At 60.6% G+C, this 16,791-nt stretch carries 18 protein-coding genes; 7 read left to right on the plus strand and 11 right to left on the minus strand.

Annotated features, from left to right (window positions below; all coding sequences use genetic code 11):
• Positions 1 to 10 precede the first annotated feature (10 nt).
• Complete coding sequence (locus AB4N82_RS18780) at positions 11 to 1,357, minus strand: NCS2 family permease (protein ID WP_032888014.1); 1,347 nt, start codon at positions 1,355 to 1,357, stop codon at positions 11 to 13.
• Positions 1,358 to 1,594: 237 nt separating this feature from the next.
• A complete protein-coding gene (locus AB4N82_RS18785; protein WP_032888098.1) occupies positions 1,595 to 2,029 on the minus strand; it encodes a MarR family winged helix-turn-helix transcriptional regulator in 435 nt (144 codons plus the stop codon).
• An 82-nt stretch (positions 2,030 to 2,111) separates the two neighbouring features.
• Between AB4N82_RS18785 and AB4N82_RS18790 the strand changes: the two genes are divergently transcribed.
• Both AB4N82_RS18790 and AB4N82_RS18795 read left to right on the plus strand, forming a co-directional pair.
• Entirely contained in the window at positions 2,112 to 3,278 is a 1,167-nt protein-coding gene (locus tag AB4N82_RS18790; protein ID WP_122681115.1) for an aminotransferase-like domain-containing protein, read from the plus strand.
• A 10-nt stretch (positions 3,279 to 3,288) separates the two neighbouring features.
• Positions 3,289 to 3,891, plus strand: a complete 603-nt coding sequence (locus tag AB4N82_RS18795; protein WP_032888018.1) for a glutathione S-transferase family protein — start codon at positions 3,289 to 3,291, stop codon at positions 3,889 to 3,891.
• Between the two features lie 4 nt (positions 3,892 to 3,895).
• Here AB4N82_RS18795 and idi read toward each other — a convergent pair whose 3' ends face one another.
• Positions 3,896 to 5,398 carry an isopentenyl-diphosphate Delta-isomerase gene (gene idi, locus AB4N82_RS18800; RefSeq protein WP_460102553.1) on the minus strand — a complete coding sequence of 501 codons (1,503 nt, stop codon included), beginning with the start codon at positions 5,396 to 5,398 and terminating at the stop codon, positions 3,896 to 3,898.
• 173 nt (positions 5,399 to 5,571) lie between these two features.
• The gene (locus AB4N82_RS18805) at positions 5,572 to 6,456 is read right to left on the minus strand and encodes a LysR family transcriptional regulator (protein WP_122764603.1); all 885 of its coding nucleotides are present in this window, start codon (positions 6,454 to 6,456) and stop codon (positions 5,572 to 5,574) included.
• Positions 6,457 to 6,581: 125 nt separating this feature from the next.
• On the opposite strand from AB4N82_RS18805, the gene AB4N82_RS18810 reads away from it, so the two are divergent.
• From AB4N82_RS18810 to AB4N82_RS18820, 3 genes are read left to right on the plus strand one after another with little or no spacing between them, the layout of a single operon-like run.
• Entirely contained in the window at positions 6,582 to 7,874 is a 1,293-nt protein-coding gene (locus AB4N82_RS18810; RefSeq protein ID WP_122764604.1) for a CitMHS family transporter, read from the plus strand.
• 1 nt (position 7,875) lies between these two features.
• Positions 7,876 to 9,201, plus strand: a complete 1,326-nt coding sequence (locus AB4N82_RS18815; protein WP_122764605.1) for an acyclic terpene utilization AtuA family protein — start codon at positions 7,876 to 7,878, stop codon at positions 9,199 to 9,201.
• Complete coding sequence (locus tag AB4N82_RS18820) at positions 9,198 to 9,518, plus strand: AtuA-related protein (protein ID WP_032888025.1); 321 nt, start codon at positions 9,198 to 9,200, stop codon at positions 9,516 to 9,518. The genes AB4N82_RS18815 and AB4N82_RS18820 overlap by 4 nt, the downstream gene beginning before the upstream one ends.
• Before the next feature lie 109 nt (positions 9,519 to 9,627).
• Here AB4N82_RS18820 and AB4N82_RS18825 read toward each other — a convergent pair whose 3' ends face one another.
• The 5 genes from AB4N82_RS18825 to AB4N82_RS18845 all read right to left on the minus strand — a co-directional run bounded on the left by AB4N82_RS18825 (position 9,628) and on the right by AB4N82_RS18845 (position 12,409).
• The gene (locus AB4N82_RS18825; protein ID WP_032888027.1) at positions 9,628 to 9,999 is read right to left on the minus strand and encodes a glutathione S-transferase N-terminal domain-containing protein; all 372 of its coding nucleotides are present in this window, start codon (positions 9,997 to 9,999) and stop codon (positions 9,628 to 9,630) included.
• 101 nt (positions 10,000 to 10,100) lie between these two features.
• A complete protein-coding gene (folE, locus tag AB4N82_RS18830; RefSeq protein ID WP_003442011.1) occupies positions 10,101 to 10,646 on the minus strand; it encodes a GTP cyclohydrolase I FolE in 546 nt (181 codons plus the stop codon).
• Positions 10,647 to 10,724: 78 nt separating this feature from the next.
• Entirely contained in the window at positions 10,725 to 11,282 is a 558-nt protein-coding gene (locus AB4N82_RS18835) for a Smr/MutS family protein (protein WP_032888029.1), read from the minus strand.
• A gap of 74 nt (positions 11,283 to 11,356) precedes the next feature.
• Positions 11,357 to 11,677 carry a hypothetical protein gene (locus tag AB4N82_RS18840; RefSeq protein WP_095185464.1) on the minus strand — a complete coding sequence of 107 codons (321 nt, stop codon included), beginning with the start codon at positions 11,675 to 11,677 and terminating at the stop codon, positions 11,357 to 11,359.
• A 141-nt stretch (positions 11,678 to 11,818) separates the two neighbouring features.
• Complete coding sequence (locus tag AB4N82_RS18845; protein WP_095185465.1) at positions 11,819 to 12,409, minus strand: cysteine hydrolase family protein; 591 nt, start codon at positions 12,407 to 12,409, stop codon at positions 11,819 to 11,821.
• A gap of 239 nt (positions 12,410 to 12,648) precedes the next feature.
• On the opposite strand from AB4N82_RS18845, the gene prmB reads away from it, so the two are divergent.
• Positions 12,649 to 13,557: a 50S ribosomal protein L3 N(5)-glutamine methyltransferase gene (gene prmB / locus AB4N82_RS18850; RefSeq protein WP_122764606.1), complete on the plus strand. Its 909-nt coding sequence runs from the start codon at positions 12,649 to 12,651 to the stop codon at positions 13,555 to 13,557.
• A 128-nt stretch (positions 13,558 to 13,685) separates the two neighbouring features.
• Here prmB and AB4N82_RS18855 read toward each other — a convergent pair whose 3' ends face one another.
• Positions 13,686 to 14,492 carry a hypothetical protein gene (locus tag AB4N82_RS18855; RefSeq protein ID WP_032888036.1) on the minus strand — a complete coding sequence of 269 codons (807 nt, stop codon included), beginning with the start codon at positions 14,490 to 14,492 and terminating at the stop codon, positions 13,686 to 13,688.
• Positions 14,493 to 14,591: 99 nt separating this feature from the next.
• Positions 14,592 to 15,554, minus strand: coding sequence for an alpha/beta hydrolase (locus tag AB4N82_RS18860; RefSeq protein WP_032888038.1), 963 nt, complete (start codon positions 15,552 to 15,554; stop codon positions 14,592 to 14,594).
• Between the two features lie 142 nt (positions 15,555 to 15,696).
• Between AB4N82_RS18860 and aroC the strand changes: the two genes are divergently transcribed.
• Entirely contained in the window at positions 15,697 to 16,788 is a 1,092-nt protein-coding gene (gene aroC, locus AB4N82_RS18865; RefSeq protein ID WP_032888040.1) for a chorismate synthase, read from the plus strand.
• The last annotated feature ends 3 nt before the right edge of the window (positions 16,789 to 16,791 follow it).

The raw sequence follows: 16,791 nt of genomic DNA on the forward strand, positions 1-16,791 counted from the left end.
TTGCTCCTTGTTATAGAAAGACGAACTTGGCGATAAAAATCACGCACAGCACCCAAAGGCTGGCGGAAATCTCGCGGTATTTTCCGGTGCCGGCCTTGAGCGCCACGTAGGTGATAAAGCCCAAGGCGATGCCGTCGGCCACCGAAAATGTCAGCGGCATCATGATCGCGGTGACGATCGCCGGAATGCTGTCGGTGGCCTCATCCCAATTGATGTGCGCCATGCTCGCCATCATCAGCATCGCCACGTAGATCAGCGCACCGGCGGTGGCGTAGGCCGGGATCATACCGGCCAGCGGCGCGAAGAACATCGCCGCCACGAAGAGGACGCCCACGGTCACGGCAGTCAGCCCGGTGCGACCACCTGCGGCCACCCCGGCGGCGCTTTCCACGTAGCTGGTTACCGGTGGCACACCGACCATGGCGCCGAACACGCTGGAGGCGCTGTCGGCCTTGAGGGCGCGGGACAGATTGTCGATCTTGCCGTCAGCCTTCACCAGCCCGGCCCGTTGCGCAACGCCCATCAGTGTGCCGGCGGTGTCGAACATGTGCACAAACAGGAAGGCGAACACCACGCTGATCATGCTCACATTGAACACACCCTTGATGTCCATCGCCATCCAGGTCGGCGCCAGGCTCGGCGGGGTGGAGAGGATGCCGTTGTAGTGCACCAGGCCCAGGCCCCAGCCGGCCAGGGTTACGGCGATGATGCTGATGAGGATAGCGCCGAACACACGGTGGTAGCTGAGGATCGCGATCAGCAGGAAGCACACGGCCGCCAAGAGCGGCGCCGGCTCATGCAGCGAGCCGAGCTTTATCAGCGTGGCCGGGCTTTCGACGATGATGCCTGCGGTTTTCAGGCCGATCACACCGAGAAACAGGCCGACCCCGGCGCCCATGGCATGGCGCAGGCTGACCGGGATGCTGTTGAGCAGCCATTCCCGCACGCGTGAGAGGGTCAGGCCCATAAACAGCACCCCGGAAATAAACACCGCACCCAGCGCGGTTTCCCAGGTGTAGCCCATGGTGCCGACCACGGTGTAGGTGAAAAACGCATTCAAACCCATGCCGGGCGCCAGCCCAACAGGCCAGTTGGCGTACAGGCCCATCAGCAGGCACCCGAGTGCGGCGGCGATGCAGGTAGCAACGAACGCCGCGCCGTGATCAATGCCGGCGTCGGCCATGATGTTGGGGTTGACGAAGATGATGTAGGCCATGGTGATGAAGGTGGTGAGGCCGGCGATCAGCTCGGTCTTCACTGTGGTGCCATGCAGGCGCAGCTTGAACAGGCGTTCCAGCCAGCCGTTCGATGAGGGGGCAAGGTCCAGCGTCGGGGCTTCGGATTTGCGGCTATCCACAGCGAGTACTCCTCAAGAGTTTTATTGTTATTTCCAGCGCCGGTCACATGAGTGGGCAACAGCGCTTTGAGGTACTGGCGGGCTTTGTTGACCAATAGGTCAAGAACTCGCACGAAGCGAATTATGCTTTTGTATACAAAGAAAGCAAATAATGTTTTCTATTTTGTGTGCGAAAGAGATGAAAGGCAACTCGTGAGGCAAGCGGGCTCGCCACAACCGGCCCGTTCGCCACAGGGATTACGGCTGACCAGACAGTGCCTGGTTCACCGCCAACCATCCATTTACAGCCTCTTCCCCGGCTTCATTGAACGCTCGTTGCAACAGCTTCACCTGTTCACGGCGCAATGACTGCTCAAAACGCAGCCCTTCCTCGGTCAATTCCAGCAAGCGTTTGCGCTTGTCGGTCTCGGACGCGACGCTGTCGACCAAGTGCATTTCCTGCAATTGGCGCAGCGGAATGTTCAGCGCCTGTTTGCTCACACCGAGCAACTCCAGCAGCTCTTTCACGCTCAAGGCCGGGTAGCGCGAGATAAAAAACACGATGCGCTGGTGCACTCGACTCAGGCCTCGACGTTCGAGCATTTCGTCAGCCTTGGCGGTAAATGCCTGGTAGCCGAAGAAGAACGCTTCCATGGCCTGTTGCTGGCTGTTTTGGTTTTTAAGGTCAAGCATGTTGACGTATCCGCTCAAGCTGTCGTAATTTCGGTCAACCAGTTTGACGTATTTCCCACAGCCTTCGCTAGCGGTGACCTCCATGGCCTTCTCCGAACGTGTTACGCGCCTTAAAAGCTCCTTGATCCGTGAAATCCTCGCCGCAGCCCAGCGTCCGGAAGTGATGTCGTTCGCCGGTGGCCTGCCGGCCGAAGCCATGCTGCCTGCGCTGAACTGGGATGACATGCCGCTCAATATCGGCCAATACGGCATGAGCGAAGGCGAACCACAATTACGTGAATTACTGGCCGCCGAGGCGCGGGCGCTGGGCGTGCCGTGCGAGGCCAGCCAGGTCATGGTGGTCAGTGGCTCCCAGCAAACCCTGGATCTGGCGGCCAAGCTGTATATCGACAAAGGTACGCAGGTTCTGCTGGAAGGCCCGACCTACCTCGCGGCGTTGCAGATCTTCCAACTGTTCGGTGCCGAATGCCTCACTGTCCAGTTGGAAGCCGACGGGCCGAACCTCTGCGCATTGCGCGCCAGCCTCGAACGCCATCGACCGGCGTTTATCTACCTGATCCCCACGTTCCAGAACCCGTCGGCCGTGCGCTACAGCGAGGCCAAGCGCGAGGCGGTCGCCGCGTTGCTCGATGAGTTCGGTGTGACCCTGATCGAAGACGAGCCTTACCGCGAACTGACCTTCGACGGCGGCAGTGCGCGCCCCATCGTCAGTCGCCTGCAAAAGGCCAGTTGGATCTACACCGGCACCGTGTCCAAAACATTGTTGCCTGGCCTGCGGGTCGGCTACCTGATCGCCAGCCCGGACTTGTTCCCGCACCTGCTCAAGCTCAAGCAATCGGCGGACCTGCACACCAACCGCGTCGGCCAATGGCAGGCGATGCAATGGATCGGCAGCGAAAAATACCAACAACACCTGGTGGAACTGCGCAGTTTTTACCGCCAGCGCCGCGATGCATTCCAGGCCGCGCTGGAGCGCCATTTCGGCGATCTTGCCGACTGGCAAGTGCCTCAGGGCGGATTATTCTTCTGGCTGACCTTGAAACAGCCGCTGGATACCCGCACCTTATTGGCCCAAGCGCTGGGCCAGAACGTTGCGTTCATGCCCGGTGAACCGTTCTTTTCCGAGCCGGACCAACACCTCGGCTCGTTGCGACTCAACTTCAGCCATATCGACCCGGCCCGCCTGGACGAAGGTCTCAAGCGCCTGGCCGCGGTGGTCCGTCAAGCACAGCACGCGCAAGCGGCATAAGGGGAGCCCCATGTATAAGGTTTATGGCGATTACAAGTCGGGCAACTGCTACAAGATCAAACTGATGCTTAACCTCTTGGGCGTCCCGTACCAATGGGTGGATGTGGACATCCTCAAGGGTGACACCGAAACCCCCGAATTCCTGGCCAAGAACCCCAACGGCAAAATCCCCGTGCTGGAACTGGAAGACGGTACTTGCTTGTGGGAATCCAACGCGATCCTCAACTTCCTCGCCGACGGCAGCGAGTTCTTGCCGATCGAACCGCGTTTGCGCACGCAAGTGTTGCAATGGCAGTTCTTCGAGCAGTACAGCCACGAGCCCTACATTGCGGTAGCGCGGTTTATTCAGCTTTACCTGAACATGCCAGAGGATCGCCTTGAGGAATACAAAACCACCCACAAAGGCGGCTACAAGGCATTGCGGGTGATGGAGCGGCAACTGCAAACCACGCCCTATCTGGTGGGCGAGCAGTATTCGATTGCCGATATCGCGCTGTATGCCTACACCCATGTGGCCCATGAAGGTGGTTTTGATTTAGCGCCGTACCCGGCTGTGCAGGCCTGGTTGAAGCGCGTGGCCAGCCATCCCAAGCACGTGGCAATGCTGGACTGACAGGCTATGGATTTGGGGGCGATGGCTGCTCGGGCGCAAGCGCGGTGAAAGGCAATTCGCGCGCAGCGAGTGTGTACAGCCATCGCAGGCCTGTGTCAGAGCGCTGGGATAATCGCGTCAGGCCCATGATCCAGGCCACTTCTGCGCGGGATACCTTTGAGGGGGCCTCCGGGTGTGCCTGGACGTTGCGCAGTGTCAGCAACGCCAAGCCGATGGTCCAGACCATGAACCGACGAATACCTGGATGCCTGGCTGGGATCAGCAACGCAAACTGCAGCGCTCGCTGTAAGTGAGCGTTGGCGGTGCCAACCATTTGCCCTACAACTTGGACATGCTTGGGATCACGGACTCCGGCCTGCAAAACGCAAGGCTGCAGATGATATTCGGCCAGTAGATCCTGCGGCAGCCAACAAACTCCCCGGGAGCGATCCTCCCACTGATCCTTGAGAATATTGGTCAACTGCAACCCGGTGCCGAATGAACGTGCCAGGTGTTTTAGGGTTTCGCGTTGCGTTGACAGTTGCGGCTCAAAGTCGATGAAAAACTCGGTTAGTGTCTCTCCGACAACGCCCGCTACGTAATAGCAGTAGCGGTCCAACTCCGTGCGTGTAGCCAATCCCTGTAGACCGGCCTTGTCCTGAAACTCGGCCATCCCTGTGGTCATTATGTTCAGGCAATCAAGGATCGCCCTTCGCTTGGCCGGATTGAGCGTGTCGTTAACGGCCAATATCAAAGGCATATGTCTGATCAGCTCGCGCTCGGCTGCAAGGGTTTGCTCCGTCAGGTGCTGAGTCAATTCATCGCTCAAGCATTTTGCGTCCCCCTGGCCACTGATCACCTCAAAATACCGACGTTGGTAATAGCGTTTTTGAGCGGACGTGAGACCGGGTTCGTCTTCTATCGTGTCTGCCATTCGGCACAGCAGATAGGCATTAGCTACTGCCGGGCGAAGTTCGGCCGGCAATTGAGGAATGGTCAAAGCAAACGTGCGCGATACCTGGGGAAGGATTTCATCCTGGTACGCGAAAGGCGCGCGGGGATTTTCCATCATGGCCTGCAGTCGCCAGTCTTCCAGCCGACAGGCCGGGTGAGCGAGGATGACGTTGAACCAGGCGGTCAACGCTTCGGGCGCGGTGTCGACCCACTGCTGCAAGGCCGGGATTTCTATCCAGCGCCATTCAGAGGCCTCGGTTGGGTTGGCCTGCGGTTCGCCATCAAACGTGCCGATATAAATATGATCGAACTCATGCTCGATCAAATTCCCTGGGACGCGGGCCTGGTAGGTCAGCGTCATGACCTCACGCAAAGGGCAGGCCAAACCCATCTCTTCACCGAGCCGTCGATGGGCTGCGTGTTCAGTCTCTTCGCCGGGGCGCGGATGCCCGCAGCACGTATTCGTCCATAGGTTCGCGGAGTGATATTTGCCGGCAGCGCGCCGTTGCAGGAGCAGCCGACCTTTGTGGTCGAATATGAAAATGGAAAACGCTCTGGTGCAGCAGCCCTTCACGGTGCACCTGCAGCTTTAAACCAGTACCGATTTGACGATCGTTCCCGTCCACCAGTATCAGTGTTTCTTCCATGTCTTAAATCTCGTGTTGTGCGCCGGTGGGGGGCCGATTCAGTTTGCTGAAACGCGCCAGTGCCGGCAGGGAAAATACACGGCATAGCCGTGATAGTGCATCAGCCGGGCAGTGTCTGGCTCAGGAGCTCAAAACACCGCTGCGCCGCCGGGCTCAGCCCCATCCCGCTTCGACTGATCAACCCGATCTCCCTGCTCACTCCGGGATGATCGATGTTGATGCGTTTCAACCCTTCCAGACTGTCCGCCGCCGACTCCGGCAGCACACTGATTCCCAGCCCTTGGCGCACCAACGCCAGCACCGTCGACATGTAGTTGGCCTCCATGCCGGCGTTCAGCGTCAGCCGTGTTTCATCAAACAGCGCATCCACGTGCTCGCGCACACTGCTGTCGCGCCCGGTGAGGATGATCGGCTGGTCTGCCAATTGCTCCAAGGTCAACTGGCGATGGTGGGCGAGGGGATGATCCAGCGGTACAAACGCACACAACCGATCATTCAGCACCGGCAGAAAATCCAGTCCATGGCTGAGTCGTGCACGTACGCCGATGCCAAAATCCACTTCCCCTGCGCGCACCTGGGCATGAATGCGGTGGGCGACCAGGTCATGCAACCGTACTTCGATGCCGGCGAAGCGTTCGCGAAACAGGCGCAAGGCCGGCGGCAGGGCGCCAGCGCACACTGAGGGCAGGGCGGCGATGGTGACCACCCCTCGGCGCAGGGCGGCGAGGTCGCGCGAGCCGGTGACAATGTTGTCCAGGTCCAGCAGCAATTTTTCCATGGGGCCACGTGCCTCATGGCCGGCAGCGGTGATGCTGACATGGCGCGGGCTGCGGTCGAGCAGGGTGACACCCAGCCAATCTTCCAATTGCTGAACTTGAACCGTGAGTGCCGAAGGCGACAGATGCAGCTCATTGGCCGCCTTGGTAAAGCTGCCGGTACGGGCGACTGCGAGGAAGGCTTGAATATGCTGGATGCTATTTTTCATAGGCGCGGCTTCATTTTGTTTTTCCGAACATACGGTGGTGAATATTCCAATTTACAAAGAGTAACGCGCTTCCAATACTCCAGGGAAAACAATAACCGGCCAAAAAGGCCGCTCTGGAGTAACCCATGCTCGCAACCCTGGGTGTCATTACCATCCTGTGCCTGCTCGCTGCCGTCATGAGCAAACGCCTCTCACCACTGGTGGCCCTGATCGCCTTGCCGATCATCGCCGCGCTGCTCGGCGGGTTCGGCCTGCAAACCAGTGCCTTCATCATTACGGGGATCAAGAACGTCGCCCCGGTGGTGGGCATGTTTGTGTTTGCGATTCTATTTTTCGGGATCATGACCGATGCCGGCATGCTCGACCCCATCATTGATCGCATCCTGCGTACGGTAGGGACGCGTCCAACACGCATCGTCGTCGGTACCGCGACCCTGGCCCTGCTGGTGCATCTGGACGGTTCCGGCGCGGTAACGTTTTTGGTCACGGTGCCCGCGATGCTGCCGCTGTACACGCGGCTGGGGATCGACAAACGCATCCTCGCCTGTGTGTGCGCTATGGCCGCCGGCGTCAACTTTTTGCCCTGGACCGGACCGGTGCTGCGCTCTTCGGCAGCGTTGCATGTGCCCGTGGCGGACCTGTTCCAGCCGCTGATCCCGGTGCAGATCGTCGGCCTGATCTTTGTCTTCGCCTGTGCCTGGTGGCTCGGCCATCGTGAAGAAAAACGCCTGGGCCTGGGCGCTGGCTCCAGCGTGGATGCGATGCCGCAACGGGTGCTCAGCGACGACGACATCAAGCTGCGTCGGCCGCGCCTGTTCTGGGTCAACCTGATCCTCACTGTGCTGGTGATGGTGGTGATGATTGCCGGTTGGGTCGACCCGGTGGTGATGTTCATGCTCGGCACCGTGGTGGCGCTGTGCATCAACTACCCGAATGTCGACGCCCAGCGCGCCCGCATCGACGCCCATGCGAAAACCGCCCTGACCATGGCCAGCATCCTGCTCGCCGCCGGGGTGTTCACCGGCATCATGCAAGGCACCGGCATGCTCAAGGCGATTGCCGAAGTGGCGGTGGCGCAGATTCCGGCCGGCCACGGAAAGCTGATCCCGGCAGTCGTGGGCTTTCTGTCGATGCCGCTGAGCATGTTGTTTGACCCCGATTCCTACTATTTCGGCGTGATGCCGGTGATCGCCGAAGTCGGCAAGGCCTTGGGCGTCGACCCGCTGCATGTGGCCCAAGCCTCGTTGCTGGGCGTGCACACCACCGGTTTCCCGGTTAGCCCGCTGACCCCTGCGACCTTCCTGTTGGTGGGCCTGTGCAAGATCGAACTGGCCGATCACCAGCGCTTTACCATCCCTTTTCTGTTTGCCGCGTCAGTGTTGATGACCCTGACTGCGTTGCTCCTGGGAGTGATCTGAGATGAAAACCTTGCGTATCGGTTCCGGCGCCGGCTACTCCGGCGACCGTATCGAACCTGCCGTGGAACTGGCCGAACACGGTGACCTGGATTACCTCGTGTTCGAATGCCTGGCCGAACGCACCATCGCCTTGGCACAACAGGCCCGTATCAGCGATCCGCGGGGTGGCTACGATCCGTTGCTGAGTGAGCGCATGCGCCGCGTGTTGCCGTTTGTTGGAAGGCAGACCGCGCGTCGTCGCTTGCGCGTGATCACCAATATGGGCGCGGCCAACCCGGTGTCGGCGGCGCTTGAAGTGCGGCGGATTGCCAGTGAATTGGGGTTGAGCCTCAACGTTGTAGCTGTGGTGGGTGACGACGTGCTGTCAGTGTTGCAGCCCGATCACGTGCTCGATAACGGACAGACCGTTGGCTCACTGGGTGAGCGGTTGATTTCCGCGAATGCCTACCTGGGTGTCGACGGCATTATCGATGCGTTGCACGCCGAGGCGGACGTGGTGATTACCGGGCGCGTGGCAGATCCGTCGTTGTTCCTGGCCCCGCAGATGTTTGAGTTCGGTTGGACGGCGGACGATTGGCTGCGCCTGGGCCGTGGCACATTGGTCGGGCATTTGCTGGAGTGTGCAGGGCAGGTCAGCGGTGGTTATTTTGCCGATCCTGGTTTCAAGGATGTGGACGATTTGGCGCGCCTGGGTTTCCCGTTGGCCGAGATCGATGCCGACGGTGAGGCCGTGATCACCAAGGTTGCGGGCTCCGGTGGGCGGGTCAGCCGCGCGACGTGTACCGAACAATTGATCTACGAAGTGCATGATCCGGCGGCGTACCTGACGCCGGACGTGACGGCGGATTTTTCCCAGGTGGGGTTCGTCGAAGAGGGGGTTGATCGCGTGCGTGCTCAAGGGGCCAATGGCCGTGCGCGACCCGAGCAACTGAAGGTCAGCGTCGGTTATCTCGACGGCTGGATCGGTGAGGGGCAGATGTCCTACGGCGGCCCGGGTGCAGTCGCACGGGCGCAACTGGCGCGGGATGTCGTACTCAAGCGTTTGGAACTGATGGGTGTGAAGATGCAAGACCTACGCGCCGAACTGATTGGCATGGACTCGCTCCACGGTCCACGCAGCAGCGTAGAGCCCTGGGAAGTGCGCCTGCGCGTGGCGGCGCGTTGTGAAGACCGAGGGGACGCGGTGCGCGTCGGTAATGAAGTGGAAACCCTTTACACCAACGGCCCGTCCGGCGGCGGCGGTGCCAGTAAAAGCGTACGGCAAGTGGTGGCGGTGGCCTCGTTGCTGCTGCCCCGAGACGCGGTCAGCCCGAGGATCGAAGCATGAAACTGCACACGCTGGCCCATTCCCGCACCGGGGATAAGGGCGACACCTCAAACGTCTCAATCATTGCCTATCGCGCCGAGGATTATCCGTTGCTGCGTGAGCAGCTCACGGCCGAGCGTGTGGCTGCGTACTTCGCCGGGCTGTTGGAGCCGGGTGCGGCACCGGTTCGACGCTATGAATTGCCGAACGTGCAGGCGTTGAACTTTGTGCTGCCGGGGATTCTGCGTGGCGGGGTGACTCGCTCGCTGGCGCTGGATGCGCACGGCAAGTGCCTGGGCTCGGCGCTGCTGGATCTGGAATTGATAACACTGGACTGAATGTGGGAGGGGGCTTGCCCCCCGATAGCGGAGTGTCAGCCGGCTAATCCAGTGACTGACACTCCCTCATCGGGGGCAAGCCCCTCCCACATCAGCTTTGCGATGTTTGTCAGATCGCGGCAAACCGCTTATCGAGGTAATCGATGATCACCTTGGAGTCATACATCCAAGTGGTCTGGCCGTTTTCTTCGATGCGCAGGCACGGCACCTTGATCTTGCCGCCTTGCTCCAGCAGGGTCTGGCGGTCCTGCTCGTTGTTCTTCGCATCCTTCAGCGCCACCGGCACATTCAGGCGGTGCAGGGTGCGGCGGGTCTTCACGCAGAACGGGCAGGCGTGGAATTGATACAGGGTCAGGTCCTTGGCCGCTGCGTTCACCTGCGCTTGTTGTTCGGCAGGGCGCTGCTTTTTGCGCGGACGGGTAAGTAAGTCGCCGGCGATGATGACGTGGCCGAGGCCCACTCGAAGTGCTTTGACGAACATGGCTGAAACCTCTTGCCCATGAAGAAGGGGCCGCAGCTTACCTTAATTCTGCAGGCGAAAAAAAACCGGCGATGAACGCCGGTCTTTTTCTGCGCAGCCTATTACTTGATCAGGCTGAGGAACTCGCTGCGAGTGGCCGCGTTTTCGCGGAACTCACCCAGCATCACAGACGTGATCATCGACGAATTCTGTTTCTCCACACCGCGCATCATCATGCACATGTGCTTAGCTTCGATCACCACCGCCACGCCCAGGGCGCCGGTCACTTGCATCACGGCATCAGCGATCTGGCGGCTGAGGTTTTCCTGGATCTGCAGGCGGCGCGCATACATGTCGACAATCCGCGCGACCTTGGACAGGCCCAGCACTTTGCCACTCGGGATGTACGCGACGTGGGCCTTGCCGATAAACGGCAGCAGGTGGTGTTCGCACAGCGAGTACAACTCGATGTCCTTGACCAGCACCATTTCGCTGTTGTCGGAGCTGAACAAGGCACCGTTGGTGACTTCTTCCAGCGTCTGCTCATAACCGCGGCAGAGGTACTGCATCGCCTTGGCGGCACGTTTTGGCGTGTCGAGCAGGCCCTCGCGGGAGACGTCCTCGCCGAGTTGGCCGAGGATCGCGGTGTAATTCTGTTCCAGGGACATGAAACTACCTGTGGGATTTTCGCAAAGCGCAAGGTTACGGTGGCGGACACATCGCTGCAAGCCTGACGATGTCACTTGTTACTCGTCACGGCCTTCCATCATCGTACGCTTGAGCATCACATACACCGCCCCCGCACCGCCGTGGCGGGCCTGGCAGGAGGTGAAGCCCAGCACCTGAGCGTGTTGGCGCAGCCAGGTGTTGACGTGGCTTTTGATCATCGGTCGCTTACCGTCCAGCCGCACGGCTTTGCCGTGGGTGACGCGTACACAGCGGATTTCGAATTTGGTGGCTTCAGCGAGAAAGGCCCACAGGGTTTCCCGGGCTTTCTCCACGGTCATGCCGTGCAGGTCGAGGCTACCTTCGAAGGGGATCTGGCCGACCTTGAGCTTGCGCATCTGGCTTTCCTGCACGCCATCGCGGGCCCACATCAGCTCGTCTTCGGGGCCGACGTCGATCACGAATTGGTCCGACAGGCCATCCACGGTGGTGGCATCGGTGCGCACGGTCGCGGCCTGGCGCAGTTTGGCGATTTGCGCCCGATCAGCCTTGGGTTTGCCGGTATCGGCGCGGTCGTGCTTGATCGGCTTGACGCCGCGCAGCTCGTTTTTGAACAGGGAAAAATCGTCGTCTTGCATGTCGGCCTCCGCGAAGGGCGGGCAGTTTACCTAATTCGCGGCGGCCGGGCGCAGGAAACGCTATCCAAGCGCCATCAGTCGTGTTTTTTCATCAGGTGTGCAGCGATATTCAGTGATAACGGCTGGCGCATTTTCCGACGGCTACGACGCCACAACCACACGCCCAGCCACAGCACCAGCACGCCGATGCCCAGCAGGAGGGCAGAGCCACCGGGGCTGGCATTCAGTTCGCCAAGGGCCGGTGAATGACCAAACAAGCCGGCGCCACCAGCGCCCGCAAGCAACAAACCTATAATCGCCAGCAACGCGGCAATGCCGGCCACCAGACGCAGACGCCAGTTACTCGGGCCCTTTGGGCGCAAGCGACGAGCGTCAAAACCATCGGATATCTTCATTCCGACCTTTCCTCCAGGGTATCGGCCCTTCGACCGGAAGATACGCAGCTTGTTCCTGTACCCGAGGCAAATGCGCCAAATCAAAGGCTTAGCGGATGAGCGGGGCAATAAACATTGCCGCGCCGCTCATCAGAAGGGCGATCAGATCAGATCTTTGGTCAGCGCAAGGGTGGCGAAGTTGTCGGCCATGATGGCCATTTCGGTTTGCTGTACGTGCTCGGCAGTCAGGATGCCGCCTTTGTAAGGCAGGTCGCGGGTGGCGCAGGCGTCTTCCACCAGGGTGCAGCGAAAGCCCAGGTTCTTGGCTGCGCGCACGGTGGTGCTGACGCTGGAATGGCTCATGAAACCGCAGACGATCAGGTCCAGGGAACCGAGGTCTTGCAGGTGCTTTTCCAGGCCGGTGCCATGAAAGGCGCTGGGCAGCAGCTTGCCGATGATGGTTTCGTCGCCTTGAGGCTCCAGGCCGGGAATGAACTCACCGCGTTCGCCCTGAGGGTCGAACAGGCCACCGACGGTACCCAGGTGGCGCACATGCACGATCGGACGGCCAGCGTTGCGCGCTGAGGTCACAAGCTGCTTGATATGGTCGACCGCCGCGTCCATGCCCGAGAGGGCGAGTGGGCCGCTGAGGTATTCCTTCTGGGCGTCGATGATCACGAGGGTCGCATGGTTCAGGTTGGCTGCTGCGTAACCGCGACCGCTGAGTTGAAACATCGTCTTTGGAACGGACATTCTGGGGCTCCTGTGAGGGGGGCTTTTGCGACATTGTCCACTGGCTGAGCGGTTCTGTGAATCGCTACCATCGTAAGGTACGCCGTTGCTGGCGTGCAGCCATGTCAAGAGGCGGGCTTGTTTAACACAATGCTGGCAAATTGGATGAAATCCGATGGGTGGCGCCAAGTTTTCGTACATCGTCGGTACAGGCGAAGGCTGTTAGAATCGCCAGTCGTTTTTTCCAGGAGTCTGCCCCCGTGATCACTTCCCGCCTGCGCACCTTGCGCGACCATATCCGTTGGGCTGTCAGCCGTTTCCATGGGGAAGACCTGTTTTTCGGCCATGGCACCGACAACGCCTGGGATGAAGCCCGGCAATTGGTGCTCGGCGCCTTGAACCTGCCGTGGGAAATTGCCGACAGTTACCTGGACTGCAACCTGGAAGAAGAGGAAGTCTCCCATGTGCAACGCCTGCTTCACCGCCGTATCCATGAGCGCGTGCCGACCGCCTACCTGCTGGGTGAGGCCTGGTTCTGCGGCATGTCGTTTATCGTCGACAAGCGTGTGTTGATCCCGCGTTCCCCCATCGGCGAACTGATCGAAAACCGCTTCGAACCGTGGCTGGCTCAACCGCCGGCGCGCATCCTCGATCTGTGCACCGGCTCAGGTTGCATCGGCATCGCCTGCGCCTACGAGTTCCAGGACGCCGAGGTCGTGTTGGGTGACTTGTCCTTCGAAGCATTGGAAGTGGCCAACCAGAATATCGAGCGTCATGGCGCTGACGAGCGCGTATACACCGTGCAGGGCGATGGTTTCGACGGCCTGCCAGGCCAGCGTTTCGACCTGATCGTGTCAAATCCGCCGTATGTGGACGCTGAAGACTTCGCCGACATGCCGGACGAATACCAGCATGAGCCGGAGCTGGGACTGGCCTGTGGCGATGACGGTTTGAACCTGGTACGTCGGATGCTCGCCGAAGCGGCGGACCATCTGACCGAGAAGGGTTTGCTGATCGTAGAAGTGGGCAACAGCCAGGTGCACGTTGAGGCGTTGTACCCAGAGGTGGACTTTGCTTGGCTGGAGTTCCAGCGGGGCGGGCACGGGGTGTTCATGCTCACGGCCGAGCAGTGCCGGGCGCATCAGGCCGTCTTTGCCGCCAGGGTCTGAGTGGGTCATGCGGTCAGTGTGGGAGGGGGCTTGCCCCCGATGGTAGGGTCTCAGTCAACACATTCATGACTGAATACACCGCTGTTGGGGGCAAGCCCCCTCCCACATTTTTATTGCAGTGCAACCTATTAGCGGTGTGTCGCAATCCAGATCAACAGCCCTGCCTGGAACACCGTAAACGCCACCAGACAGGTGATGGTGAAACGTAGCCCGCTGTCCTCGCGCTTGAACTTGGTGACTTTTTCCTCTTCCTTGCGCAGCTTCACTTCCTGTTCCAACAGGTTCTGTTCGGCCTGTTGCAGCATCTGCGCGGCTTCGAGGATCTCGACGAACTGCACCTTCTCAGTGTTCCAACTGTCCAGCACATCACCGACCTTGCCTGGCTGTACGTTGCCTTTGAGGTGCTGCACATCGGCATACGCCACATCAAAACCCTGAATGCGCAAGAAGTGGTCGCGGCGCAGGCGCGTGGCTTCGTTGAGTGCGTCCTTGTTGGCCAGGTCGACGCCGTCGACGCGGTAGTGCGACCACTTCTTCTTAGCCCAGGCAGCGCCTTGAGCCACGAGGAAACGGCCGATGCCCCGGTTGGCCGGCTCGATTTCCAGGCTGTTGCCCGGACCGAAATGCACGCGATGGGTGTCGTGGTCGACCCAGATATCCAAGTGGTTTTGTTCGCGACGCACACGCTGGCCGGGCAACTGAATGACCATGCGCAACAGGCTGTGTTGCTTGTCATTGCGCTCGGCATAGCCGAACTGCACGAACCTCAACGGCCGCAGGCCAGTGGCGCGGTCGGTGGCCAGGGGGGCCAGGCGCAGCATCTTGAAATGTTCGGCCTGGACATCCGCCCACGGCAGAGGCGCCGCGTCGACGGCCTCGGTTTTTTCAGCCGGGGTGTCGGCGGTCGGTTCTGGTGTTGCTTCAGTGGTTGTCATGCGGCGCGATCCTGTCCAAGCCCAGCCAGCCGACAGTCTTTTTGCTGTCGACTCTTGGCTTATCGGCCGTTTTTACGAGGACTGGAGGCAAATTGTGGCTTAACGGGGTTGAAGTCCGGCGATAAAGCGCACCACGCGGTTGCCCAGCTCTGCGGCGAGGGGTAATTGCGGGTCATTGTAGGAGGCCAATTGCTGCTTCACGTCATTGGGCACGATGCGCATGACGTGGTTCATGCCTTCGATCACCGTCAGCTCGGCATCAGGCTTGGCCCTTTTCAGTTGCTGGGCGTCACCGACACCGACCTGTATATCGTTGGTGCCCTGGACGATCAGTGCCGGCATGCGCAGTTTGGCAAAGGCCGCGGACGGATCGGCGCGGAACAGGCTGATCAGGTAAGGCTGCACACTGGGTCGGAAAATAGCCTCCAGCGGGCCAGGTACATCGGCATCCACCTGACCGGCCTTGAGGTGATCGAGGATTTCATTACTGCGCAGCAGCAGGGCAGGGGGCAAATGATCGGCCAGTTGCTGGCGGATGACCTGGTCCACCGGACGAGCGCTACCTGACAGGGAGATTACACCGGCCGGGTCGAGTTGCGGGGCGGCGAGGGCGGCGACCAGCGCGCCTTCGCTGTGGCCCAGCACAATCAGCGGGCCCATGCGTTTGTCGGCCTTGAGCATGTTGCCCCAGGCCACTGCGTCGGCCACGTAGGCGTCGAGGGTCAGGTTACGCTCGTCAGGTGTGGCGGCGAGGCTTGCCGCCACACCGCGCTTGTCGTAGCGCACGCTGGCGATGTTGTGTCGTGCCAGCACCCACGCCAGGCGCTTGAGACTGTCGTTGCGCGCGCCGTCGGCACTGTTGCCGTTGCGGTCGGTGGGACCGGAGCCCGCGATAATCAGCACCACGGGCACCGGATGGTCGGATTGGGGCAGCAGCAGCGAACCAAACAGCTCGCCGCTGCCGGTGTCCAGGCTGATGGGCCGTTGCAGTACGACGGGGGACGCGGCGTGGGCCACGGCGGTAAACAGGGTGAGGGTAAACAGCAAAACTCGCAGCATCATCGCGCCATCATTGGTGAAGTGTCGGTTGGACCTGTGCCGACCGGTAAGGTTTCAAGGATGAACTAGTCGGTTGGCCCGCGTATACTGGCGCGCTTGGTTATCACCCCCGAGTGATTACAACTGATTTCACGGAGCGCCCTGCATGTCCGGCAATACCTTCGGCAAGCTGTTCACTGTCACCACCGCAGGCGAAAGCCACGGCCCGGCGTTGGTCGCCATTGTCGACGGCTGCCCGCCCGGCCTGGAACTGTCCCTGGAGGACCTGCAGCGCGACCTCGACCGCCGCAAACCCGGTACCAGCCGCCACACCACCCAGCGCCAGGAGCCCGACGAAGTCGAGATCCTCTCCGGCGTCTTCGAAGGTCGTACCACCGGTTGCGCCATCGGCCTGCTGATCCGTAACACCGACCAGAAGTCCAAAGACTACTCGGCGATCAAGGACCTGTTCCGACCGGCCCACGCCGACTACACCTATCACCACAAATACGGCGAACGCGACTACCGTGGCGGTGGCCGCAGTTCCGCGCGCGAAACCGCCATGCGCGTGGCCGCTGGCGCCATCGCCAAGAAATACCTGGCCACCCAGGGCATCGTGATCCGTGGCTACATGAGCCAGTTGGGCCCGATTGAAATCCCGTTCAAGACCTGGGACAGCGTGGATGACAACGCTTTCTTCTGTCCTGACCCGGATAAAGTGCCGGAACTGGAAGCCTATATGGACCAGTTGCGCCGCGACCAGGACTCCGTCGGCGCCAAGATCACCGTGGTCGCAGAGGGCGTCAAGCCAGGCCTGGGCGAGCCGATCTTCGACCGTCTGGATGCAGAACTGGCCCATGCACTGATGAGCATCAACGCCGTAAAAGGCGTGGAAATCGGCGCAGGCTTCGCGTGTGTGTCCCAGCGCGGCACCGAGCACCGCGATGAGATGACCCCACAAGGTTTCCTCAGCAACAATGCCGGTGGCATCCTTGGGGGCATTTCTTCCGGTCAGCCAATCGTTGCGCACCTGGCGCTCAAGGCCACGTCGAGCATCACCACCCCAGGCCGCTCGATTGACGTCAACGGTAACCCGGTGGATGTGATCACCAAGGGCCGCCACGACCCGTGCGTTGGCATCCGGGCTACGCCCATTGCCGAGGCAATGATGGCCATCGTGTTAATGGACCACCTGCTGCGCAACCGTGGGCAAAATGCTGAGGTGCAGGTGAGCACTCCGGTACTGGGCCAGCTGTGACGG

Source organism: Pseudomonas sp. H1_D04 (genome assembly GCF_054683855.1).